Source organism: Bacillota bacterium, from assembly GCA_023511485.1.
Classification (GTDB): Bacteria; Actinomycetota; Aquicultoria; order Aquicultorales; family Aquicultoraceae; genus CADDYS01.
In genome coordinates, this window is sequence record JAIMBH010000001.1 from 162,206 (window position 1) to 187,438 (window position 25,233).

The 25,233-nt window shown below is 45.1% G+C and carries 24 protein-coding genes; 1 reads left to right on the forward strand and 23 read right to left on the reverse strand.

Annotation, left to right across the window (positions count from 1 at the left end; genetic code table 11):
• Positions 1-17 precede the first annotated feature (17 nt).
• Positions 18-1,193: a glycosyltransferase family 4 protein gene (locus K6T91_00780; protein ID MCL6471336.1), complete on the forward strand. Its 1,176-nt coding sequence runs from the start codon at positions 18-20 to the stop codon at positions 1,191-1,193.
• A 14-nt stretch (positions 1,194-1,207) separates the two neighbouring features.
• Here the strand turns inward: K6T91_00780 and K6T91_00785 are convergent, their stop codons facing one another.
• The 23 genes from K6T91_00785 to K6T91_00895 form a co-directional block, all read right to left on the reverse strand.
• Complete coding sequence (locus K6T91_00785; GenBank protein MCL6471337.1) at positions 1,208-6,373, reverse strand: glycosyltransferase; 5,166 nt, start codon at positions 6,371-6,373, stop codon at positions 1,208-1,210.
• A 416-nt stretch (positions 6,374-6,789) separates the two neighbouring features.
• Positions 6,790-7,593, reverse strand: coding sequence for a class I SAM-dependent methyltransferase (locus K6T91_00790; protein MCL6471338.1), 804 nt, complete (start codon positions 7,591-7,593; stop codon positions 6,790-6,792).
• A gap of 205 nt (positions 7,594-7,798) precedes the next feature.
• A complete protein-coding gene (locus tag K6T91_00795; protein MCL6471339.1) occupies positions 7,799-8,626 on the reverse strand; it encodes a flagellin FliC in 828 nt (275 codons plus the stop codon).
• Between the two features lie 164 nt (positions 8,627-8,790).
• The gene (gene csrA, locus K6T91_00800) at positions 8,791-9,036 is read right to left on the reverse strand and encodes a carbon storage regulator CsrA (GenBank protein MCL6471340.1); all 246 of its coding nucleotides are present in this window, start codon (positions 9,034-9,036) and stop codon (positions 8,791-8,793) included.
• On the reverse strand, positions 9,036-9,479 hold the full coding sequence (locus K6T91_00805; GenBank protein MCL6471341.1) for a flagellar assembly protein FliW: 444 nt from the start codon (positions 9,477-9,479) through the stop codon (positions 9,036-9,038). The genes csrA and K6T91_00805 overlap by 1 nt, the downstream gene beginning before the upstream one ends.
• A gap of 189 nt (positions 9,480-9,668) precedes the next feature.
• Entirely contained in the window at positions 9,669-10,568 is a 900-nt protein-coding gene (gene flgL, locus K6T91_00810) for a flagellar hook-associated protein FlgL (protein ID MCL6471342.1), read from the reverse strand.
• A gap of 10 nt (positions 10,569-10,578) precedes the next feature.
• The gene (flgK, locus tag K6T91_00815; GenBank protein ID MCL6471343.1) at positions 10,579-12,000 is read right to left on the reverse strand and encodes a flagellar hook-associated protein FlgK; all 1,422 of its coding nucleotides are present in this window, start codon (positions 11,998-12,000) and stop codon (positions 10,579-10,581) included.
• Positions 12,001-12,013: 13 nt separating this feature from the next.
• Positions 12,014-12,496, reverse strand: coding sequence for a flagellar protein FlgN (locus tag K6T91_00820; GenBank protein MCL6471344.1), 483 nt, complete (start codon positions 12,494-12,496; stop codon positions 12,014-12,016).
• Between the two features lie 21 nt (positions 12,497-12,517).
• A complete protein-coding gene (gene flgM / locus K6T91_00825; protein MCL6471345.1) occupies positions 12,518-12,832 on the reverse strand; it encodes a flagellar biosynthesis anti-sigma factor FlgM in 315 nt (104 codons plus the stop codon).
• A gap of 314 nt (positions 12,833-13,146) precedes the next feature.
• Complete coding sequence (gene flgG, locus K6T91_00830) at positions 13,147-13,932, reverse strand: flagellar basal-body rod protein FlgG (protein MCL6471346.1); 786 nt, start codon at positions 13,930-13,932, stop codon at positions 13,147-13,149.
• Positions 13,933-14,064: 132 nt separating this feature from the next.
• Positions 14,065-14,817, reverse strand: coding sequence for a flagellar basal-body rod protein FlgF (flgF, locus tag K6T91_00835; GenBank protein MCL6471347.1), 753 nt, complete (start codon positions 14,815-14,817; stop codon positions 14,065-14,067).
• A 38-nt stretch (positions 14,818-14,855) separates the two neighbouring features.
• On the reverse strand, positions 14,856-15,365 hold the full coding sequence (locus K6T91_00840) for a chemotaxis protein CheX (GenBank protein MCL6471348.1): 510 nt from the start codon (positions 15,363-15,365) through the stop codon (positions 14,856-14,858).
• Positions 15,366-15,414: 49 nt separating this feature from the next.
• Entirely contained in the window at positions 15,415-16,335 is a 921-nt protein-coding gene (locus K6T91_00845) for an HDOD domain-containing protein (GenBank protein MCL6471349.1), read from the reverse strand.
• Positions 16,336-17,115, reverse strand: a complete 780-nt coding sequence (locus K6T91_00850) for an HDOD domain-containing protein (protein MCL6471350.1) — start codon at positions 17,113-17,115, stop codon at positions 16,336-16,338.
• Complete coding sequence (locus K6T91_00855; protein MCL6471351.1) at positions 17,096-17,920, reverse strand: protein-glutamate O-methyltransferase CheR; 825 nt, start codon at positions 17,918-17,920, stop codon at positions 17,096-17,098. Before K6T91_00855 ends, K6T91_00850 begins: the two co-directional genes overlap by 20 nt.
• The gene (locus K6T91_00860) at positions 17,901-18,959 is read right to left on the reverse strand and encodes a chemotaxis response regulator protein-glutamate methylesterase (protein ID MCL6471352.1); all 1,059 of its coding nucleotides are present in this window, start codon (positions 18,957-18,959) and stop codon (positions 17,901-17,903) included. The genes K6T91_00855 and K6T91_00860 overlap by 20 nt, the downstream gene beginning before the upstream one ends.
• A 22-nt stretch (positions 18,960-18,981) precedes the next feature.
• The gene (locus K6T91_00865) at positions 18,982-19,344 is read right to left on the reverse strand and encodes a response regulator (protein MCL6471353.1); all 363 of its coding nucleotides are present in this window, start codon (positions 19,342-19,344) and stop codon (positions 18,982-18,984) included.
• Between the two features lie 11 nt (positions 19,345-19,355).
• A complete protein-coding gene (locus tag K6T91_00870) occupies positions 19,356-19,841 on the reverse strand; it encodes a chemotaxis protein CheD (GenBank protein ID MCL6471354.1) in 486 nt (161 codons plus the stop codon).
• Positions 19,842-19,845: 4 nt separating this feature from the next.
• Positions 19,846-20,463, reverse strand: a complete 618-nt coding sequence (locus K6T91_00875; GenBank protein ID MCL6471355.1) for a chemotaxis protein CheX — start codon at positions 20,461-20,463, stop codon at positions 19,846-19,848.
• 75 nt (positions 20,464-20,538) lie between these two features.
• Positions 20,539-22,710, reverse strand: coding sequence for a chemotaxis protein CheA (locus K6T91_00880; protein MCL6471356.1), 2,172 nt, complete (start codon positions 22,708-22,710; stop codon positions 20,539-20,541).
• A gap of 38 nt (positions 22,711-22,748) precedes the next feature.
• Positions 22,749-23,237, reverse strand: a complete 489-nt coding sequence (locus K6T91_00885; GenBank protein ID MCL6471357.1) for a chemotaxis protein CheW — start codon at positions 23,235-23,237, stop codon at positions 22,749-22,751.
• A 12-nt stretch (positions 23,238-23,249) separates the two neighbouring features.
• Positions 23,250-24,656 (reverse strand): methyl-accepting chemotaxis protein, encoded by a 1,407-nt coding sequence (locus tag K6T91_00890; GenBank protein MCL6471358.1) that lies wholly within the window; start codon positions 24,654-24,656, stop codon positions 23,250-23,252.
• A gap of 85 nt (positions 24,657-24,741) precedes the next feature.
• A partial coding sequence (locus K6T91_00895; protein ID MCL6471359.1) for a hypothetical protein occupies positions 24,742-25,233 on the reverse strand: 492 nt, incomplete at its 5' end.

Here is a 25,233-nt window from a genome sequence, read left to right on the forward strand (position 1 = left end):
GCTTGGTGGGGTAGAAGATGAGAATCCTGATATTTGCGCTAGGTGAGCGAAATGCCTCCGAGGGAGGTGCCGGCACATATATAAGAACCATAACTAAAATCCTCCAGGATAGAGGCCACAGCATTAATTGCTTGTATCACTCTGATATCAGGCTGCTGCCTGAGGACGTCATAGCCAAGATAGTTGGGGCCCGAAGACAATACGTCGAATTACTTGGAAACCAGCATCCCCTGCTTGCAAGTATCGAATCCTCTAAATACGAATGCATGAGGGTTCTTGAATACCTCGGGAACGGGTCCTACGATATTATCCATTCCCAGCAAGCAGTCACAAGTTACGCGGCACAAAAGATAAGGCCTGATGTACCGCTCGTTGGAACCATCCATGGCTGCTATGTCAGCGACGTTATCTGTGAGGGATTGGTAGCCAATTATGAGGCAGCGCAAATTTTCAGGCAATACGACGAATATGCCATCTCTTGCCCGACAAGTGTTATCGCCGTTTCGCGATCGATGGATGAGAACTTGCCTCCTATTCCAGAAGAAAAGCTTGAGGTAATCTTCAATGGCGTTGACACCGACTTATTCAGCCCAGCTGAGAGAAAGAACAATCCAGGTAGCCCAGTAAGGATAGCGGCCTCAGGAAGATTGCATGACCACAAAGGCTATGACATTTTAATGCACGCACTGGTTATCCTCAAAGAACAGGGGCTCGAATTTGAGGTTACGATGTTCGGATCAGGACCGCAAAAGGTTAAATTAGAAAATATCGTGCGCTCAAATCAGTTGCCGGTTACCTTTAGGGGTGAGGTATCAAGGGAAGCTCTAGCAGCAGAGTTGCCGCATTACGATATCTTCGTGCAGCCATCACGCGCCGAGAACTTTCCCTTTAGTGTAATCGAGGCCATGGCATGCGGCTGCGCTCCTATAGTTACTAGGATAGGTGGCATGAAGGAACAAGTCGACCACATGACCAATGGAATTCTCTGCCCGCCAGAGAACGTCTATGCACTGGCTGAATCGCTTCGCCTACTAATTAAAGATAGGGCCTTAAGAGAAAAGATGGGCCAAAGAGCAAGGGAAAAAGCCGTTAGTAATTTCTCCTTGGAAAAAATGGCCGATAGGCTTGAAGAGGTCTATCGAAAAACTATCGAAAAGCACTTTTCCAAAGTCTGTGGGCTGCAGGCCAGCTAGCTTTCAAAAACGCATTAAACTAAAATACTAATGCTCCTCCTTATTTCAGCGATAAGCGGCGATTCTGGGTATTTCTTAGCTCCAGCATCAAGTATCTCTAACGCATGGTTTACTTCCCCAAGCTTAATAAGGGTACGCGCTAAAGATATATAGAGGGAAATTTCCTCTATTCCCCTATTTAATGCTTCGGTAAGAAACGTCTTTGCTTCTTCGTAAAATGCATTCTCAAAAGCGGTGCGTCCCAAGATAAAAAACGCCTCCCCGTCAGCACAGTTGTTTTCATAGGCACGAATTAACGCTTCAACTGCCATCTCGTTGTAGCCGACATCGTAGTAAATCTTCCCAAGCAATAGGTTACTCTCCCCCAGCGAGAAACCGATTTGCTTTAACAATTCAATAGCCTTTTCAAAGACATCGAACTCTTGTAGCTGAAGGACTTTTCGTAAGAAGTCTGCAACAATGCGCTGAGCTTGTTCCCTTTGCTTGGCTTTTACCTGCAGAGATACAGGATTACCGCGCAATAGATCCACAAAAGCTAAATACAAGTCGCGGATAAGACCGTAATCCTTATAGCCTGTTATGGAATCTAGCAATTCTGACGCGCTCTTATAACCACCCATAAGAGTATAGCAAAGGGTCTTATTAAGCGCAGCCAACGGATAATGCTGGCTTGATTCTGGAATTTTCTCAAGCTCGGCTACGGCTTCTTGATAACGGTTTAGATTTAACAAGCACTCTCCCCGCAGCAGTGCAACCTTAGCAGGATTTGTACTTTTCTTTGCAAGCCTATTGAGATAATTAAGGCTAATATCGTACTGGCCCGCCTGATTAAAGATGAACGAGAGTGTCACGATTGTATCTTCAAACGTCATATCGACAAGTGACTCAAGGAATCTTTTTAACGCGTTTGGATTTTCGCGGTGAATAAGCATTAGACCCACGTCAGCAAGTGTAATACAATCCCGCGGGTTATCTTCAAGAGCTCTTCTATACATTAATAGAGCTTCGTGCTCATTACCAAGGGCTCTATATGCTCGGGCAAGACTATAAGCGGCCATATAGCCACCCATGCCCGGCTGGCTTATATGGGTCTTCCCTGCTGGACCAAGCTGCAGGCATTTCTTGAACTTATCTATGGCACTTGTAAAATCTTTCTTATCTAAGTGGACCAAACCATCAATAAAGAAGAGATCGGTGTAATCAGGATACGCCTCCTCAGCGTCAACCAGTACCTTTAGGGCGTCATCATATCGGCCCAATTCCCTTAAGCAAATAGCAATATTTTTTATCAACAAAGAGGCATAAGCCAAGTCGAGGTTTGACAGGTTAGCAAAAGCCTTCTTATACTGTTCTAACGCTTTTTCATAGTCTCTGACCCTTAGGTACTCGCCTCCGAGATTAAACCTGATAAATGGGTCATCCGGGTACTTCTCAACCTCTCTCATAAGGATATTTAAATTGCGCTGGATTTTATCCTTATCCCTGGTCGCCTTATTTAAATAACCGTAATGGTGGAGTCTTATGCTGGTGTAGCCAAGCTTAGGATTATGAGATTGGACGGTGGCTACTATTTGCTCATGCAACGCACCCTTAAACCTATACTCAGGCTTATTCCTCCAAAGCCTAAATGCGAGGTGGGCAACTGCACCATCCTCTGCTTTATCGCCTACATAATTAAGCTCATTAAAGAAGAACCCTTCGAAGTCTGTATCGTCTAGCAACTGCCTTAGCAAGTCTTTATCATCTTGCACCAGCTCTTCATCGGCATCCAGGTACATTACCCACTCACCAGTTGCATGGTCAAGGGACAAATTTCGCGCGTCTGCAAAATCGTCTTTCCACTTGTAGTAGATAACTTTCGCGCCGAATTCCTCAGCGATCTCTACGGTATTATCCGTAGAACCGGTATCAACGATAACTATCTCATCAACCACATCTCTGATGCTTCTCAGACATCGCCCTAAGTTATCTGCTTCATTCTTGACTATCATTGCAAGAGAAAGCTTTGGTCTTTGTCTGGCTGGCCTATCTTGAACAACTGCCGTCCTGGAAGTAGATAACTGTTCCACAGGCGCCATTTCTTGGCGATGTTGTTTCTTAACATTAGCTATCTTTTCCGGCTTAGCAGTAGGTAGGGTCTTAGCAACTTGGTTTCTCATCGGTACTGCAGTAAGTACAAAAAACTGGATGACCGCATGTTTTAAGTATTCATCAGATACCAGCCCACTTGCATGTAGCTTGTTAAGGAAGTCAGCCTCGTCAGGATTATAAGCAGCCTTGGTTGCAATGTTTTCAACCTTAAAACCTGCTGAGTTTAAAAGCGCTATGATTCCCTCCAGCGTAAAAAATCTTAGGTGGGTTATATCCAGAATACCGTTGTCTTCATACTTCCATGAGCCTTTAAGCAGTTGAGCTAATATAGAAACATGCCCTACATTTGAGATACCGCATATTATCTTGCCATCAGGCGCAAGATAATGTCTTAAGTCGGCCATAACCTGCCACGGGTTATAAAGGTGCTCAAGCACATCAAAAAGAACTATGCAATCAAAATATTTCTCGGGATAATCAAGGTCGATTTTTTCGATATTGGACGCAACAACCCTATCAAGATATTGCTTATCTTCCTCAGAAACTTTTTCCTTAATTTCTATTCCCACAATCTCGGCCACGCCACGGTCCTTAAGAGCCCTTCCGGCAACCCCGGTCATGCAACCCACATCAAGAACCCGCTTCGCGTCAGTCGGCACCAGCTTGATAATATCGCCGTAGTAGGGATTTCTTCTATCTGTGGCTCTCTCTGTGTTAGTACGGGTCTCTCCCTTCTTTATTGCTTCTTCAGGCAAAACGGCAAGAAGCGGGGGTGTCGGGTTTAAGGCAAGGTTCCAGAGCTTTTCTTCAAGTATGTCAATTGTTCGTGTCCAGTTGTAATTAGCCGCCGTCTCAAGTCCGCCTTTTATCACCCGCTCGCGCAGAAGGTCGTTGTCAAGCAAGTGGTTTACCGCAGCGTAGATGGATTCCGTATCACGGAAAGGCACTGCTAAACAATTTACACCATCTTTTATATAGCTCTTTGTGCCTTCACTTATTGTTACAACAAGCGGGGTTCCGCTTGCCATAGCTTCAAGCGGTGGTAGTGGGAAAGCATCATATATGGACGCATAAACAAAAATATCGCAATCGGCATAGATCTTAGCTAGCTCTTCCTGGCTTGGCTTCTGCACAAATGTGTCGCACTTTATCTGCAGTGAAGACCGTGGCTTGGGCGAAACCCAAACAATCTCAACATCACGCTCTTTCTTTATCCTCTGGTAGGCTTCATTTATATAGTAGAGCCCCTTGAAAGCGAGGTCATCTGGACCAATCATCAACAATTTTGGTCTCTGCCGCTTGCGCCTGCGCCTTGGCTTAAACAAGTCCAGATCAATAGCGCAAGGAATTATTTCGCTCTCCCGGTCGTAGAAGCCCCGTATCAACTCCCTCATCCCTTCTGAAACCACAAACAAGGGTACGGGAAGCGAATTATTTATGTCTGCAAGCCTCTGGATTTCGGGATTGTAGCCAGAGGTTCGCTTTTCATGGTTCTTTTCAAAAAGATATTGGTCCCCTTGAGCAAAATGAGCATAGGCAGATCTCTTAACCTTGAACAGTTCTTGTGCTTGCGTCCAGAATGTAGCAATAACAACATCGCTTTCTGGAGGAATAAAATCGGTTATATTTTTGCCAAAAGGCACTTTGATCACCTTAGTTCTAAGGTCAAACCAGTCAGGCTGTGACCAGTTGGATACAACATGCACATCATGGCCTCGCTCTTTTAAGCGATTTACGTGCTCAAAAATAATTTTTGGTCCCCCGCCTACCCCATGATTTACCGTAAGGTAGGTCACAGCAAAATGCTCATTGCGCTCTCTCGCAGTCTGGCTTTTCAGGTTAGTTAAAGCCTCAAGGTTGTTGATGAATTTCAACAGTTCTGGCTGGTCCTTAATTCTTTGGGTAATCAGTAAACCCATCCGAGCCGAAAGGCAGGATGGCTGCGCCTCAAGAGCCTTCTTATAATACGAATCTGCTTCGTCAAACTTACCACTAGCGGTTAGACAATCTGCATAGGAAAGCAGGAGGCTCAGATCACCGTGTTGCTGTTTCAATATACCTGCAAGAATAGGTTCTGCTTCGGCAAACTTTCCTATCATCATAAGAGTTAGAGCCAGCATTTGCTTTACGTAAATGGAAGATGGAATTCTTTCTTGCAGCTTCTTAAATACTGATAACGCTTCTGTGACCCTTCCATCGAAATAGTATCCAAGCCCTTTATGATACTGTCTTGACAGCTCACCGCGATTGGCTTCGAATGAATTGGTATCCAATCTCATCTTCGTAAAAAGCGCCACATGAAGCTCTGCTGTGATGTCTACAGCACCAGGATCATCTTGTTCCTTGAGTCCTTGAATCCCCCATTTCTCATCAAATATCTCCTGGTCCTTTTGAGAATGTTTTTTTATTTCATCTAAGCTCGTCCCATCGCCAAGATAGGTACGGCCACCAAAGTGGTAGACAAATGTATTACCCGCGCAAATTAAACGATATCCCGCCATTGTAGCGCGCATACAGTAATCGCTATCGGCAAATGAGCTTAAGTTATAGTCTTCATCGAGTAGGCCAACCTTTTCGATTACTTCGCGCTTCACCAACATACAAAAAGCGTCGATATCATCTGTTTCAAACCATTTTTCTCTTCCCTGCCGGTTAAACTCCTTGGCGAAGATATGCATGGCATCCAGGGTATCGTAATCTGCCCTAATAGTTTGGGAACCTTTAGCGTGATTGGAAAGAGGTCCGACAATACCTATGCTCTCTTCACTTTCCAGGCACTCAATCATATTATCTAGCCAATGATCTGTAACAACAACGTCGTTATTAAGCAGTACAACATAATCACCTCTGGCTTCCTTAATGCCCTGATTGAATCCCTTAGTAAAGCCCTGATTAGTTGCATTTTTGATAACTTTTGCGCCAAAGACCGATTCAAGATAATCAATCGTACCATCGGTTGAGCCATTATCGACAAGTATTAATTCAAACGGTGCAATTGTGTAGCGAAATATGCTCTCGATACAGAGTTTGGTGTATTCCAGTTGGTTATGGCTGAGGATTATTATGCTGGTTAGTTTATCGCTGGGCACGCTTTAAGACCCCCGTGATCATATCCTTCATCTTTTGCTGCAACCAGTAATTCATCCGGCCTGCGCACAAAAACCTTTAGCGACTAAACCGAGTTAGCTACAAGTTTATACTAAGCAAGTGATAAGTAAAAGTAAAGAATTCTCTATTTGTCAATGCAAAGGGAATATGTCACCCTTTTCTGCAAAGCGATTATGCATTGCTTGGCAGTATCCTTTTCATTAGGTCTGGACTCCCTTCAATCAATGGTTTGGTATGCCATAATCGTAGTTCAGAGGGCTATCTTTTTACAGATATTTTATGACGGGACCGGTTAGGAGGTGGGCTTGCTTAAGAGCAAGGCTTACCAAAGATGAATGTGGCTTACTATTTATTGATTAAATTTATTATGCTAGCAACTATGCAACGACGTAAGCCATTATTTCTTTCTACAAATCATTATCTCGGTTGTTGGGCTTTCTCTAAAAATTCTGATTGCGAGCGACTCAATCGGATAAAGTATCGCACCTATCCGATTTCCATATTTTTCTCCTCGTGCGGTATTTTTTTGGATCAGGCTCCACACTTTTTTAAAGATAACCTTCTCAGAATCGATTGGGTAGTTCATAAAATAACACATCGGTTTTCGTTTTATAATGTCAAATCCAGCTTTCGCTAATATCTCTTCAATATTATTGAGCGTGTGGCAGACTTGGTGTTGTGTTCTAAAAGTCTCACCGTGAAGAAAGTTGTCGGAAAAGATAAGGTAGCCCCCTGGTTTTATAAGGTCAGCTATATTTTTTATCGCGTTCTTGTACTTATCGTCATCTACGATATGAAAAAGAACATCAAAAGCACTGACAACATCGTACTGCTGACCCTTCAATACGTATTTTTCCTCGCTAATATCTGCCCTGAAAAATATTTTTTCGGGATACTTTTTTCTAAGTTTGGAGACTGCCGTCTCTGTTATATCAAGACCTGAAATGTGCTTAACGCCTAATTCACACCATAGGTCAATAAAAAAGCCAGTACCAGAACCTACGTCTAAAACCTTGATCTCTGGTAGATTAAGTCGAAGAGATTTTATATGCTTGCGGAAAACTTTTCTCTTTATTTTATAAAACCAATGATTGAAAGAATTACCTAACCCCTTGAAGCCAACGCCATGTAAATTAAAAGAATCGCTCAATCTATTTTCCCAATAGACCTTAGGGTCGAATATCTCCCTTGCGCTGTTCATAAACTCTCCCTTGCTAAGGATTTCCCTGATTAGGTTTTCGGCAAGTTGCAAGGTAATCTTAAGGATTTAGAATTTATAAATTGGGCAGAGATAAAGCTTGCTCAGGAGTGGTTCCTCACCACTAAGTTACGGCCATGCCGAGCGCACAATAAAGCGGCTGGCGAAAAGCCAGCCGCTAGTAGTTGTAATACTGAAGGGTACCCTTCTACCTTAAAAGCTGCAGAACCATCTGGCGGCTGGTGTTGGCCTGAGCCAAAGCTGCCATACCAGACTGTGAAAGGATCTGAGCCCTGGTGAAGCTAACCATCTCAGCGGCAACATCAGCATCGCGGATACGGGACTCGGCGGCTGCAACGTTTTCTGCGTTAACACCGAGGTTTGCGATGGTGTGCTCCAGCCTGTTCTGGATAGCACCAAGTTTGCTTCTCTGGGTAGATATTGTATTGATAGCTGCGTCAATGCTTACAATAGCCTGGCTGGCTAAGGTATGCGAAGTAATGCTAACACCGCTGATTGACAGAGCTGAAACGGTGGCCTCAGCAATAGTTACAGCAATTGACTGGCCACTGTTTGCCCCAATCTGGAAGTTAAGGGCAGTGGCTGATTGGGTACCGTCGAGAAGCTTCATGCCGCCACCGTAGGTGGTGGTACTTGCAATACGATCGATCTCTTCAAGTAAGCTGTCGATCTCTTGCTGAATTGAATCTCTTTCCTGTGAACCTAAGGTATCGTTAGCAGCCTGTACTGCTAGCTCCCTAATCCTTTGCAGGATGCTGTGAGTCTCATTGAGTGAGCCCTCAGCTACCTGGATTAGAGAAATAGCGTCCTGAGCGTTTGCAGTGGCCCTGCGAAGACCGTTAACCTGGCCCCTCAATTTCTCAGAAATGGAAAGACCGGCTGCGTCATCGGCTGCACGGTTGATGCGAAGGCCGGATGATAGTCTTTCCATTGTCTTGGCCATGCTAGCCGCGGTGATGCCCATGTTACGGTTAGCGTTCATGGCCTCGATGTTGGTGTTAATCGTGAAACCCATTTTCTCCTCCTTGAAAAATGTTTTTGGCTTCCTTGCCATTGCCTTTTATGCCTGGCAAAATCCCTTCCCTACCGGCCGGTTTGAGAGAAAAGCTTCGCTGCGACTAAAAGGCGCTCTTTTTCCTTGTATATTATCGACAAGATAGCAATATTTCTGCAGTTAATTTAAGGATTTTTCAGAGCAAATTTCGGGAGTACCTCGCTGGCATTTTCAAGAGCTGCTTTTGAGGCGGCAGCGGCCAGCGTGTTTTCTTCAAGGATGGATTTATATATTTCCTGGCGGTACACGGGGACATCTTTTGGCGCTTTGATACCGATTTTTACGTGGTCATCCTTAATTTCGACAATGAAGACCTCGATATCATGACCTATAGTTATACTCTCATTAACTTTCCTTGTTAAAACAAGCATTATTGCTCCTGTGAATCTGGTATCAACGGATGTTTAGTAAAATAGTTATCATTTGCCAATATTACTTGTTTAGCCGTATTGTTCCTCGAATTAATTATAATCGGCGCTTTTAAGTTGGCCGTTATCCTACGTGGGTCATCTGGTATTGTCAGAATCGATAGCACAACTAGATTCTCATCCAGCTTACCCTCCGGTTCAATCCTGTCCAAATCAGCTTCACTGATAATTGGTTCGTAGTTTTCAAAAAACAGCCAAGGGTTCGTCACTACAAAAGCAACCTCCGGCATCTCAACGGATTGAAGCCAGCTAAAAGGGCTGCCCTTGGCGTGCGGTATCAGTATAAACCTCTCCGCATCGGGAAAGCCTGGTATCTCATCGATAAACCTTATTATATTTTCTTCTTTTACCTCAACAGGCCCGAAGCGAGTTGTAGCAAACTCCATTATACTCTTCTGCTTTACCTTAACATTTGCCATAGTGATTTAGAAGCTTTAAACGGACAATTTTTAAATTGCCCAGTAGCTTTTCACTCTCCTTCCCGTTGATAAAGTTTATGAGGTTGCCATGCAATCCGTTTTACCCGCTCTTTCTAAGCTCTTTCTAACAGTACTGTTAGCTACAGCTTTGGATAACTAATCCAGAAAATCAATCAGCGATTTTTGCATTGCCATACTACCGGTCATAAGTGCCGACTGGTAGACGTTTTCCTCCATCTTAAGTTTCATAATAACATCTAGCATATCAGCATCTTCTATGTTGCTTAAGATGCCACTTAAATTAATCTTATCCTGTTCAATCTTGTCCTTGGCAAGCTCAAGGCGGTTTACTCTTGCACCGACTACCATTAACGCATTGGTTATCATCTCCATTGCATCATCTACTCTGTCGATATCCTGCGAAACCGCACCGTAATCGCCGGCAAGTAAGTGGTCACGAAGGTCAGCTACTACTTGAAAGACATCGGTCGGGGCTTTAAACACCGCATTCCCGTTCATGTTTACCTGAACATTGACCCCTTTTTCAATCTCGTAATTAATAGCTCCACTATCGCCATTATAGTTAACCTCAGGAGGTGGTGGTCCAGGGATATTTTTGCTAAATGGTGCTGTGGTCGTTTGGTAACCTGCAAAAATATACCTATCAGCATAGGTTGTGTTTGCTATGTTGATTATATTTTCCAACAGCTGGTCTACCTCAGCGGCAAGAGAATTGAGCTCGCTTTGTGAATTAGTGCTGTTTGCACCCCTTACAGCAAGTTCCCTTACCCTGTGAAAGACATCTATGGCGTTTCTAAGGGCAGCATCGGTGGTATTTAGCCAAGCAAGACCGTCGTTGATATTGTTTAAACGCTGGTCCATGTCTTTTAGCCTTGCTTTTATATTTAAAGATTGGTTTATAGCAGCAGGATTATCCGAGGGCCTTTGATAAAGCTTGCCGGTCGATAGCTGAGCCTGGTATTTCTCTAAGCGCTCATAAGAGGCCGCTATATTCTTAAGTATCGTGCTTTGAAGCATATTATTTGTTACCCTCATTTAAACCACCCTACCACTTAACCAAACCGTTTATAAGAACATCAAGCATCTCATCAAAGGCAACAACAACCTTTGCTGCAGCCTGATAAGCTCTCTGGAACTTGATCATATTTGACGCTTCCTCATCCAGAGAAACACCGGACACAGATTGGCGATGCGTCTCGATCAACTCGAAATAAAGCTTACCGTTAGTCACCATCCTGCCGGCTTCCTGGGATTCGATACCGTAGTCGGTAACAATTGAGCGGTAGTAATCATCCAGGGTAATCGAGCCTAGAGCGCCAATCAGTTTGTCCTTTAGCTGACCGATAGCAAGCGCATTCGAGTTATCGCCGGGTGCACCGTTTGGAAGCGGCCATGCCGATGCAGCAGCAATGTGATTTAAATCAGTGACGTCGGTGCTTATTGTGATATTCTTCGCTGTTATCGGCAAATTTGTGGTATCAAAGAAATTCCAACCAGTCGTTCCATCTAAACCAAAACCGGCATTATGAAGCGCATTTACCTCGGTTGCCAGATTGGATGCAAGCGTATCCAGTTTGCCCTTATACTTGTTGACCGTAATATCTCTCGTATCGAGGAGCGACTTTACCTCGCCACCGTTGAGGCCAACCTGAGCGCCATCTACCGCCCACACAACATCATAGTATCCATTATTAGAAGGGTTTGATGTAACCTGCAAAAGGTCTACCTCATGCTCCCCGACAAGCAGCCTCCCGTCTAAGAATATCTGTATGGCACCGTTATCCATGCCAACAATCTGAACATCGGCAAGTCTTGAGAGTTCATCGATTAGATTATCTCTTTGGTCTAAAAGATCGTTTGGCTGATTACCATAAGCCTTTACCCTTAATATATCCTGGTTTAACGCCATGATTCTTTGTGCAATATTGTTTATGTCATCAACCTTTGTCTTTATCTGCTCATTTAAATTGTCCTGTAGGCGGGATAGTTTGTCGTCCAGCTGGTTAAAAGATGTTGCAAGTGTTCGGCCCATCTCAACCACATTGGCCCTTATCGACAAACTCTCTGGGTTCTTACTGAGTTGCTGCCATGCATTCCAAAACTCACCCATGATATTTAAAAGGCCCGCCTCAGATGGCTCGTTAAATATGGTCTCAATCTGCTTCATTGCATTGTCTTTTATCTGCCAACTACCTAAAGATTGGCCCTCAAGCCTCATCTGGCTGTCAAAGTATCCGTCTCGCATCCTCTCGATTGTCTTTACCTCAACACCAGTGCCAAGCTGGCCCTGGATAAGGGGCCTATTCCAGTAAGGGGCTGGAAATGGTGTGGTCGTACCAAGAAGTGCCCTCTGCCTTGTATATCCGGGAGTGTTGGCATTTGCTATGTTATGCGAGGTAACATCCATGCCGTATTGAGCGGCCGATAGTGCTTTCCTCGCTATTTCTATGCCGAATAATCCATCCATTTAATACACCTCTTTATGCTCTTCCGTCGAATAGTCTTGGGCTGGAGCTTTGAGGATTGGGTTTGTTGCTGTAAGTTGGGCTCTCAACCGGCAGCAGCATCATAAGCATATGGTTTACATAGCTTATGCTTCTCTTTAGAAGCTCGCCGTTGGTTTGCTTGGTCTCGCTTAGATCATTTACAATTAAGAGGATCTCGTTTTTGAGCCTTAAAGCCTCGCTGGCTGCCTGCTCATCGAAATTTTTGACTATCGTCGATAATTTGGGTGGAGATTGTTTGCGATCGGGTGCTTCTTCATACAAAAGAGCCTGTCTTCTGTCTTCAAGGTCACGAACAACAAACATGAGACGCTCTTCCGCCCTAACAACATCTATGAGTCCTTCCGCATCCCCTTCAACAATTAAACCTTGTTCTTTTTTTGATAGATCCAAAAGGTCCTGGTATGCTTCCTTCTCGCTCTTTAGTATGTCGATTAGAGCAGCTGCGTCTACCTTCAATTATCTCACCCTTATTAGTGTTTAGACCATTTTATCTACAATCGCACGGTGGATAATCTTATCGGCTACTTCTTTACTAGAGACCTCATAATCGCCGGACTCTATCTTGCCTTTAAGCTCATCAACCAGATCGGCCCTCACCTCTGGAAGCTTGGCATATGCTGCTTTTGCCTTTTTAGCCTCCTCACTTCGGGCAGTAATAACAAGTGAATCGCCTTTGGCCTTTACGCCTTCGGATTTATTGCCCGAAGTTTTAGCCTTGGCCGATTTCTTGTTTTCGACCTCCCGTACGTATCCCTGTAGAACTTTTCTGACCTGCTCATTAGAGATCTTCAAAGTATTCACCCCGCTTGCCTATAGTTATCGGCAGGTTTAACAATTTTCTCCACTTGCCCTGTCATATCCTGCCGACTCCTATCGTCTTGGGGTTTAAACTAACCACCAGTTCTCCTGAGCTACAAAATCTATTAAACCTCAAAACCCAACCCGATTTAGCTTAGAGCTCTGGACTCCTAGCTCGTAGTGCAGGGCTTTAGCCCTGCTATTTAGCAGCCCCTTCGACTTCGCTTGGGGCAGGCTCTAAAGGGCTGCACTATATGCTGCACCATATCTCAGAGGTTCGTAATTCGACATTTGCAATTCGAAATTTCCTAGCCTCTTATATTTGTCGCTATCGCCATCATCTCATCGGCTGTATTGAGTGCCCGCGCGTTAAATTGGTAAGCACGTTGGGCGATTACCAGCTGCGTCATCTCGTCGGCAAGGTCTACGTTTGACCCTTCAACAAATCCCTGGTGCAGGATTCCTGCCCCCGGGCTACCTGCATAAACCTCAACCATACTGCCGACAGCTACACTTGGCACAAATAAGTTCTCGCCTATCGAAAGCAAACCGTTCGGATTCTCTGCCTTAAAAAGCGTTATCCGGCCGATGTCTTGCGGTGTGGAGCTACCCGGCAAAATGGCCGAAACTACGCCATCGGTGGCGATATTTACACCTTTTGACCCCTGGGGTATTGTAATACCTGAGTCCAAACGATATCCCTGAGGTGTTATCAATTGCCCGGACGGACTAATTGAAAAGCTGCCGTCTCTGGTGTAGGCTGGGGTTCCATCTGGCAGCAGAACCCTAAAAAACCCTTCGCCCTCGATGGCAATATCGTAAGTATTGCCGGTCGGCTCAAGCCTGCCCTGGCTAAAAACCTTCTCAGTGCCGGCTATTTTAGCACCATTACCAATTGAAATTCCTGTCCTGCCTGTGTTATCGGGCTCAAACTCTCCTAAAATATTGGCGTGCTGATAGAAAAGGTCTTGAAACTGTACCTTATTCTTCTTAAACCCTGAAGTATTAACATTGCTAACGTTATTAGCTATGCCATCAACCGCCATCTGCTGCGATTGAAGACCTGAAGCAGCCGTCCAAAGCGATCGGATCATGTACCCTCCTAAATCCTTAAAACAATCGGACGATGGATAGGTATACGATTGGAATTGAGCTAGATGTTGGGAATTTTTGCGCCTCGGTCATTCGGCGCACAGGAAGCTTCCGTTTCCGGTCCAGCTTCTTTTTTAACCAACTCTGCCAACTTCGTTTACAGCCCTACCCAATAGCTCGTCCTGAGCCTTCAATACACGCTGATTTGCCTCATACGACCTGATTGTTGCAATCATATCGACCATCTCATCGGTCGCATTGACATTAGAGCCTTCTAGATACCCCTGCCTGATGACAAAACCGGTTGGCCGCTGCCCTGACGCAAACGCCTTAAAAGTGTTGCTTCCGACCTTCTCTAGCTCTCCTTTAGAGAAGTTTCTTATTTTTAGGGTATCAGTATAGGCTCCGTCAACATAGACCCTGCCTACTTCATCAACGTGAACCTCGCTACCCGTTATGGTAATGGCGCCGTTCTCGCCCAGTACCAGATTGCCCTCCTGATCTACCAGCCTGTCAAAGCCGTCTTTAGTAAAGCTACCGTCTCTCGTATATCTTTCGCCAGACGGTGTAAGAACAGTGAAAAAGCCTTCTCCGGTAAGTGCAAGGTCAAAGGTTCCGCCGGTCTGTCTTAACGCACCATTGCTGATGATAAAACCAGTACCGCCAATCCCAACCCCTGAGCTAAGAAGGCCAACGGATTTTTGCGTATAGTTCGCATCTCCGCGCCTCTCCTGCGCATAGACCAAAGCCTCTGGGAACGACGTTATCGAGATATAGTCCTTCTTAAATCCAGTAGTATTTATGTTGGCAAGGTTATTGGATATAACGTCCTGCTTATTCATCAGAGCCAGCATTCCCATTGCCGAAGCGTAAAGACCTCTTATCAAGTTTCCACCTCCTTTCGTTACTTTAAATCCTGTTTTATCTATATGGCCTTCTTTGCCTGCATAACTTTAAGCTCATCGGATATTACCTGCTCCTTAAGAGCAATGCTTACTTCTATATCGCCGATTTCGCTCATTAAGACAATATATAACCGCTGGATGTCAACGGTGGAAATCAACACGTTGGTGCCGATGATAAGTGTTGGCGGCGTAATGGCAAGGTTTGAATATGTATCACCAAATTTAACAGTGGCAAGACCGGTGATCATGTTGCCAAGCTCAGAAATCGCACTCTGGGCAAGCTCATCCATAAGCGGAACTGCCTTGCCAATCATCTCGGCCGCAATTTTTTTAGCGGTTTTCGACGACATGCCGTAAATCACCTGACCATGAATCTCCCCAGTAACCCCGATAAGAACGCTTACTTCCTGGGATGTCAGCGAAGATTTCTGTATCGACAGAGGTCCTTTTTCAAGTTTTAAGCGCGTCTCCGCCTCAAAGACCTCGAACGCTGCCTCGAGAAACGGATTAACAAACTCTACCTTTAACATCCTTTAGCTATCCTTTCCTCCTAATTTTCTCGGTAAAACCCGGCAAAACTTAAGCCAAAATTTTCTCTATCTCCTCGGTTATGTTGTAGGCGGAGAATATTATGTTATCTATTTCAGGCTCGTCCAGCTTAAGCTGATTCAAAGCTTCTTTCTTTAACGGGTAAAGCATGCCGTCGCTTCCTACCCCTAAACCTAAACTCAGGCAGATAAAATCAGCAACATGTACTATAGCGGTTAAATCAGGATCTTTCTTTGCTCTATCAGGACGGTGATGGTACTGGATGGCTTCAACAATCTTGTCGTTAAAGTTCCACTTATTTGCCACTTTTGCCCCTATTTCCTGGTGATCAAACCCCAAAATCCTTTTCTCGGCCTCGGCAAATGAAAGCCCTTGGGAGCCGGCCATCTCTATGATCTGGTAAAGCTCTTCTTTAACAAATAGATTGAGAAGGACTTTGCCGACATCATGGAGTAGCCCAGCAATAAAGGCTTCCTCAATATTTGGATACTTAACCTGATTAGCGATTAAGCGCGCGGCAAGTGCACAACCCACGGAATGTTTCCATAGCTCACCCTTCTCCAGGCCATATCCTTTGATTTCCCGATCGTAAAAATTCTGCAGGGTAAGTGCCAGCACCACGCTTTTTAAAGTCTCATAGCCAAGAATGACAATGGCTTCACTAACCGTTGTAACCTTACGGGCAAAACCGTAGTAAGCCGAGTTGGCCATACGCAGTACACGGGCAGTAAATGCTGGGTCGTATGATATAACCCTGCTGATATCAACCGCCGAAGATCGAGGGTCGTTTGTGAGTTTTAGCGCCCTATTGGCAATTGCCGAGAAAGGCGGCAGGTCTCTTACCTCTTTCAGTATCCTTTGAGCAATGTCTTGTCCCATTTCTTCCTCCGTATCAACCAGAGCTTCAGGCTCTAGGACGTACCTTGCAAGCGTTCGTTTACAAAAAAACACTTAGCCTGCATTACTTAGACCCCGATCATCTAAAGACTGCATTATAGCCGATATTCCCGACATAAAACCTAGATTCAAATTAACGCATATAAAATCAGCTAAATGAACAATCGTTGTCAAATCGGGCTCTTTTTCAGCCTTCTCCGGCTGGTGGTGATACTTAATCGCTTCAATGATCTTATTGCTAAAATCCCATTTCTCAGCTATTAGCGCACCGATTTCCGCGTGGTCAATACCAAAAATGGCCATCTCTGCCTCCACGGGAGTTAGCCCCTCTTGATTTACCATATCGGCATATTTTTGTTTTTCTTCAAACAAAACTTCATCGAAAAGCACTTTGCCAATGTCGTGCATCATGCCCGCTACAAACGCTGCTTCAAGGTCTGGATAGTCGGTTTTGGTAGCGATCATCCAACAGGACAGGGCACAATTCATTGCATGCTGCCAGAGCTCTCCCTTCTGCAACCCGTAGCCTTTGAGCTCTTTTTCCATAAAATCCTGAACCGAGTAAGCCAGCATAACACCACGCAGAAGGTCTTCATCCATCAATACGTCGGATTCAAAAAATCCCGCCTTATGCCCTGAAAACCCAAACGCTGTAAAGTTTGTCATCTGTAGAATCTGTTTTGCAAACCTTGGGTCGTGAAAGCCCTGTGTATCTGCAGAACTCTCTTTAAAACTCTTTTCTCTTTGGGCTATCATGGCCTTATCTGCCACTTTAGAAAATGCTGGCAGTGCATCTATCTTCTTAAACAGCTCGTTAACCAGCTTTTTTGACATCTAATCCTCCAACTTCAGAAATCTTAACGTAGAAGAATGGGCTTGTTACTTTAAAGCCAAGCTCTCTTGCATTTAAAATACTTTCTGAACCACCCACGAAGAGGACCCCTTCATCTTTCAACGAGGCCCAAAACCTTCTATAAATCGAATCTTTTGCCTCGTTGGTAAAGTAGATGACCACATTTCTACATAGTATTAGATCAAAACCATCTTCATAGGGGTCTCTCAAAAGATCGTGCCTTCTAAATTCGACTCTGCGCCTTATATCTTCACTTATCACAAATTTCTCACCATCTTTAGTAAAAAAGCGCTGAAAGAGCGGTTTAGGTACGTTTCGAACGTCCCTTTCCAGATACCGACCGTCACGGGCTACCTTTAAAATGCGGCTGTCTAAATCGGTACCGATGATCTTGTGCTCGACACCGGGGGTTAGGCTCTCAAGAATCAGCGCAAGGGTATAGGGCTCTGCCCCGTTTGAGCAGCCTGCACTCCATATTTTTAGCTTGGCGCTCTTTTCCAGAAGAGCCGGCAATATCTTTTCCTCAAGCTCCTTAAATTTTGCGACATCTCGGTAGAACTCGGAGACGTTGATAGTTACCCAGTTTACAAAGGCTGTCAGTTTGGCCTCATCGGAAGCCAGCATGTCTGCATATTCCCTGTAATCAGTGGAGCCAGCCTGACCCATGATAAAGGCAAGCCTGCGCTGTATCTGCCAGGGCTTGTAGTTGCCGAGATCGATACCTGTAAGGTCCTTTACCTTAGCTACGAAATAGCGATACTCAGGACTATCCACATAGCTTGGCATAGCTGCTCTTCCCCTCGATCATGTTCATTAACTCTTGCGGAATACGCTCCAATGGGGCGATCACATCCGCATTTCCCTCATCAATTACTACTTTAGGCATGCCATAGACGACACAGGTTGACTCATGCTCTGCAATTGTATGCCCACCTCTTCTTTTAATCTGTGCCATACCGTCAGCGCCATCTCGGCCCATCCCGGTAAGAATAACCCCAATACAATTATGGCCGTAAACAGCAGTGCCTGAATTCATAAGCACATCGACAGATGGCCTAACTGAGTTAACGGTCGGTCCATGGCTGAGCCTTACAATACCGCCTTTCTCGATCAGCATGTGGTATCCTCCGGGAGCCATCAGCGCCGTCCCAGGAACCAGATGGTCGCCGTCCTGGGCTTCTGCAACCCGTATATTCGATTCAGTATTAAGCCTTTGGGCAATAGATTTGATGAATGGGCCGGGCGGCATGTGCTGCACAACCGCAATCGGCCACGGAAAGTTCTTGGGAAGCCTTGGCAGAACTTCTATGAGGGCCCTGGGACCCCCAGTAGACGTACCTATCATCACGATTTTATCGCTCGTCGTGGCAATCTTGGAGGCTTGTTCCTGTCTTATATCGCCGCTTTCGCCTTTAGCGGTTTTTTTCTTAAGACGGGCTTTAGCCGCCACCTTAACCTTAGCTATAAGTTCATCTTGTATCTTACTTATGCTGGTCAAATCGGTAGGCTTATGAATAAAGTCTAGCGCACCCTCAAGCAGAGCTTGAGCGGTTGCGGCCGAACCCTCCTCCGTTAGGGTGCTTACCATAATAACCGGAGTGGGACATTCTTTCATTATATGGTTTAAAGCGGTAAGACCGTCCATCCTGGCCATTTCGATATCCAGCGTGACTACATCAGGCTGAAGCTCGATTACTTTTTTAATGGCCTCAAAGCCATCCTGGGCAGTGTCTATAACAGCTATCTGAGGGTCAGAAGATAGCATATCGATTAAGCGTTTGCGGCTGAAAAACGAGTCATCGACGACAAGAACTCTAATAGGCAATTACGTTTCCTCCTAACAAGGTTTACCCTATTTGCTTTTTGACTGCCTCAAGAACCCTGTCGGGTTGGAACGGCTTTAGCACATAGTCTTTTGCGCCGGATTTGATCGCCTGGATAACCATATTTTGCTGACCCATAGCACTGCAGACGATTATTTTAGCGCTATCGTCGACTTTTTTAATCTCGGTTATAGCTGTAATACCATCCATAACCGGCATGGTAATATCCATGATTACAAGGTCCGGTTTGAGTTGCTGATATTTAGATACAGCCTCTTCGCCGTTTCCTGCTTCTCCGACAATGCTATAGCCGTTGTCTGTTAGAAGCTTTACAATTTTCATCCGCATAAATGCGGCGTCATCAACTACTAGGACACCCTTGCCCATTCCTCCGCCTCCTATAAAACAATCGTGTTGTGGCCAATCGCTTTTACTAGAAGTTCTCCGGTTGCGACAGACAATTCGGCGGTTCTACCGTAATCTTTACCTGTATCGGCAGCAACGAGCTTCAACTTAAGAGATTCAAGAACATCTTTGACCGCCGTGACGTTGCGTTCTCCTATTTCTAGTAGACTGTTACCGCCCGGCATCTGAAACATGCGTGCGCCACCAACTATTTTTGCAACTATGTTCTCAGGACTGGCCCCTTCTTTAGTCATTGCTTCCAGTAATCTCGGTATGCCGGTATCTGCAAATCTTGCGCTCATTGAATCTCCCCTCCCGTTATCCTGGGGCAACATAATATGGGCCATACCTGCAATCTTTAGCTTACTATCGTATAAGCAAACAGCTACGCAAGAACCAAGTCCTCTTGTAACAATTATGCTCTCTTTATCTTTCGATACCTTTAATTCGCCAATCCCCACGTTGAATGTCTCAGGCACGAAATTACCTCGCTTCTATTGAGTACAGGAGCTTACTTAGTGAGTCTTCATCGGTAAATAGCATCAAATACCCTTCGATCTTGCTACTTTCGTTTGCAATATCTGTCTCGATATAGAGAATCTCTTCAGGTGCTCTCTCAAGCATTAAAATTGCCGAGCTCACAATAGCTCCTATCATGTCCTGAACAACCATCGGTGATGATGGACGCAGGTCCATCCCGACGTAGTCTGAAAGTGTGCTTAAGAAGTATGAGCTGACTAAATTACCTACCTCTCCCAAAACTGAGGTTGCCATCTCATTTAGCTCTTCAATGCCTTCGCCATCTTCTCGCAATACCTGATTGATGAGCTTAAATGCGCTGGTGCTGGGAAACAGCAAAAGCATATTTCCGCTAATCTCGCCAGAAAACGTCAAACAAGCGCTGATAGCGGTAGACTCGGCGCCTCCTGCGATATTTGTTATCGCATCAAGAGAGATGACATCAAGCCTTGGTGACTGCAGAAAGATGGACCGGTTTGTCATTTCAGATAGGGCGACTGCTGAACTATCGGTGCTGAGTTTAATGATCCGCTCGAGAAGCTCTTTCTGTTTTGGTGATAAGCCACCATTTATTTGCGCCACGTTGATCTCCTCTCATTTATAGTTAACGCCGTTTATCTAAAATCTCAAACGGCTGAGAATTTGCTTAATAAAGCCTTATGCCGCAAATTCGGTTATCTGGCTCGCCAATGCCTGGGTATCCACCTTTGCAATAAGAGCGATAGGATCTACTACCAGAGCCACCTTACCATCGCCGAGGATAGTAGCTCCGGATATCCCATCGATATCCCCCAGGTAATCGCCAAGCGCTTTTATCATGATCTCCATCTTACTTACCAGGTGATCTACTATAAGCCCTACTTTTGTTTCTCCATAGCCAACCACTACAACATGAAGTCCGCTACTATTGCCACGCTCAGTCGCTCCGCCTTGACCAAACAGTTCGCTCAACCTTAGAAGCGGCAATACACTTCCGCGAAGCAGGATCGTCTCAAGCTTATCGACCATTTTTATATCTCCCGGCTCGAGACGAAGTACTTCCTTCACCATACTAAGCGGGATCGCATATAATTTTTTGCCAAGGACAACTATTAAAGCATCGACGATAACAAGAGTTAACGGAAGTTTGATAATAAATTTGGTTCCCTTACCAACTTCTGATTCAATGCCCACAGAGCCATTGATCTTCTTAATATTGGTACGCACGACATCCATACCTACACCGCGGCCTGATATCTCAGATACTTTCTCAGCGGTACTAAATCCAGAGAGAAAGATGAGCTCGTAAGCATCGCGGTCGCTCATCTTCTCGGCCGAATCCGGTGTAATAAGACCTTTGGCTAATGCTTTATCTTTAAGCTTTTGCGGATCAATGCCCCGACCATCATCAGATACTTCAACTACGATGTGGTTCTCCTCATGTCTTGCTGCAAGATGTATGCTGCCTTCTGCCGGCTTTCCGGCCTTCTTGCGCTCTTCCGGCGTCTCGATGCCGTGGTCAATTGCGTTTCTTAAAATATGAATAAGCGGGTCGCCTATCTCCTCTAAAACCGAGCGATCGATCTCGGTCTCTTTACCTTCAACTACAAAGTTGATCTGCTTTCCGGCTGAGCGGGCTAAATCCCTAACCAGCCGCGGAAATTTATTAAATACCTGCTCTATCGGAAGCATTCTTGCCCGCATAACTTCTTCCTGAAGCTCGTTTGTAATCTGGCCTATCTGTGCGGTAACTTCATTTAAGGAACCACTTATATCGCCGAGATGGTAGTTATCCGCAAGTTCGGAGCCGATCTGAAGGAGCCTGGTCTTACCGATAACCAACTCGCCGACCAGGTTCATCAGATGATCGAGCCTCTCCACATCAACCCTGACCGTTTTCATGGCAGCGGCCCGCATTTGGTTTAATTCTTGCTGGCTCTTCCCTCTTGCCTCAGGGCCAAGATCCTCTATTCTTTCATCTTCAACTGCCTGAGCACCAGGTTCTAAACCGCAAACTTCTACCTGCCCGGGTTCATCCGAGACTTTATACAATTGGACTGTATAACTTGAAAGCTCAGATACCGCCTTGATTACACCCTCAATGCTACTTTGGTCCTCAGCTGAAACAAGAATCAATTCGATATCTGATCCGCACTCGCCGTTCTCGATTGCCTCAATTGCCGGTTCGGTTTTTACAATCTGACCCAACGCCTGAAGTTCTTCTGCAACCTGATACAACCTGACAGAGGGCATCGCGCAATCTTGGGATACGGTAACCTTTATGGCAAATGCCTGAGATCCAGTTATTTCAGCTCTATTTATCTTGTCGATTTCCTCGGCATCAAGTGCCAATGCAACTCCATTGGCCTCAGGCTTATTTCCCACATTTTCAGCTTTGACCCCTCCACTCATAACCTTTTGCGAGCTGCTTGCTTCTGACTGCCGGGCAGCATCCTTCCCACCGGCAAACGCCAGTATTTGCCCGCTTAAAGTTTTAACGTCTATATCGCTTGCTTTAAGTGTTATGCACTCATCTTTTAGTGTTTTTAAGGCATCAAGGCAATCCAGAAATAGGTCTATAAGCTCGGTGGTTACCGTTAATTCACCTTTTCTCAGCTTATCGAAAAGGGTCTCCATGGCATGGGTAAGCTCAGCCATGCGTTCATGGCCTAGCATCCCAGAAGAGCCCTTTAATGTATGGGCAGCCCGGAATATTTCCTGAATCAACTCGGGATTTTGTCCCTCTTTTTCCAAGCGAAGGACATCTTCGTCGAGCTGTTGGATTAATTCTTCTGCTTCCTGTATGAATAACTTTATATCTTCAGGTGAAGCATCAAATACTAGATCCATTCCTGCTCCTACTTCTCTTGTAAGTTACTCGCTCGGCCTTAAGCTACTTGGGAAAGTTCTGTAAAGCTATTAAGTGGTGTTGCGCCCATCTCCATAAGAAGCTTATCCAGGTCAAGCAATATGATCAATCTGTCTTCAAGCTTTCCTATGCCTTTTAAGTACTGCGAGCCAATGCTTTCAACAATTGTCGAAGGCGGCTCGATGGCATCGGTTGGCAGGCGCAATACTTCAGATACCGCATCTACAATCATGCCTACAGTATTTCCGAGGACGTTTACAACCACGATACGGGTAGCTTTCGTCTCCTCGCCGGTTATGAAACCAAACCTTTCCCTTAAATCGATGATCGGAATAACTTTGCCCCTTAGGTTGATTACGCCTTTGACATACATAGGTGCCTTAGGAACCTCGGTTATCGGCTGCATCCTTATAATTTCTTGAACCAGGGATATATCAATACCGAAGGACTCATCGCCGACTTCAAAGACTACTAGTTGTTCTTGTTCAAATGTTTGTTCTTCGCCCATAGTTTAACCCCCCTACGATAGTTGGAATCTCTCAACAAGTTTGTATAACCTGTCGGCCATATTCGAAAGTTCGGCAACTGAAGCGGCAATCTCCTGAACCGACCCAGATTGCTCTTGCGAGGAGGCCGATATCTGCATAGCCTGAGAGGCCGAGTTCTTTGAAAACTCAGCGATTGACTCGACTATATTCACCACTTGTTCTGCTGAAGCGGCAACCTCCTCAGTAATAGCGGTGTTTTCCTCAGTAATGGTTGCAATTTGATCCATTGCCACCACCACTTTATTTGACGAAGCAGATATCTGCTCAGCCGCCTGGGATACTTCCGCGATCTCAGAAAACACCCTATTAATAGCGCCCATCATCTCTTCAATAGCAGTTCCGGCATGATGTGCAAGCTCAGAGCCAGCCTCAACTTCAGAAGTACCCCTCTGCATAGCCTCTACAGCCTGCATTGTCTCATCCTGAATTCCTTTTATAAGCTCTGCTATCTCACCTGTTGCACGGGCACTTCTTTCGGCTAGTTTTCTTACCTCATCTGCAACTACTGCAAATCCTTTACCGTGCTCTCCTGCTCTTGCTGCCTCTATCGCAGCATTAAGAGCAAGTAGATTGGTCTGCTCTGCTATGTCATCTATTACTTCTATGATCTCACCGATTTGTTTTGACTTCTCTCCAAGGGTCTGTATTTTGTTGGCTGATTCAGAGACCGTTGCTCTTATCCTTGCCATACCCGACATGGATTCGCCTACGGCCTCTTGACCTCTTGAAGCAATTTGCTGGCTATCAGAGACAACATTCAGCACAGTCTTTGCATTCTCAGCGACCTTGTCTATAGCGCTTGCCAGCTGACCCATGCTGCCGGTTGTATCCGATACATTCCTGGATTGCTCAATAGCGCCTTTGGATACCTGGTCTATCGCTGTTGCAATCTGGTCCACCAAGCTGTGTACCTCACCAGTCGATTTACTTTGCTGCTCTGAATCACCTGCTATCTCAGATATCGATTCAGATATCTGGCTTGCGGTTAAACTTATTGAATCTGATCCTTGAGCAAGTTGTTTTGATAAATCGGCAATCGACCTTGCAGTCTCGGTAAGTTGAGCAAAAAGCTCTTTTTGCTTTAAAACCAGCAACCCATTAAACGTTGAATAGTTAAGCGCTACAACTAAAAACACAAATATACCGCCAAAAAGAAATACCATACTTACCAAGAGATTGGGGTCAATTAAGCGAACATCTTTATAAAGGATGAACCCAAATGCAATGTAGCTAGCCAAAAAAGCCAGCATAAACGCAAAAAGACCTTTCCATTTAGCGCCATATTCCGTTTTATTAACTATTGCTATGAGCCTTCGGGCATTTATCAATGCCGCAAGCATAACCAAAGCCCCTAGCATTACAATGAGAATCGGACTCAAAGTATCCTCCTTTTTTGAGCTACGCACAGCTAACTAAAATGGTCACCGGGGGTTATTTTATTTATCGTCATAGTGCTTCTACTCTTTAGGTGCTCTTATCGATAAACGATTCTACAAGCTTGTCAAGTTCACTTGACATATTCGCAACGCGCTTGACAAAATCAGATATTCTGCGGTTAGCATCGCTGGCACCTTCAATCGAGTCCCGGATCTCCTGGATTGATAGGAGGGCCTCTTCGCTTTGTCTAAATATATCGCTGATCGACTTCGATGTTTGTTCCGATGAGGCCGCGACTTCCTCAGTAAGAGCTGTATTTTCTTCCGTTACCGATGCTATACCGTCTATTGCCTTAACGGCCTTATTGGTAGCATCCAGCATTTTATCTGAAGCAGCACGTACTGCCGCTATCTGCATCATCACCTTTTCGGTTGAATTCATCATTTCGGCAATTGCATCGTCTGCGCGTTTGGCAAGATCGCTCGCCCTTTCTACATCCTGGGTACCCCTCTGCATAGCCTCTACAGCCTGCATTGTCTCATCCTGAATTCCTTTTATAAGCTCTGCTATCTCACCTGT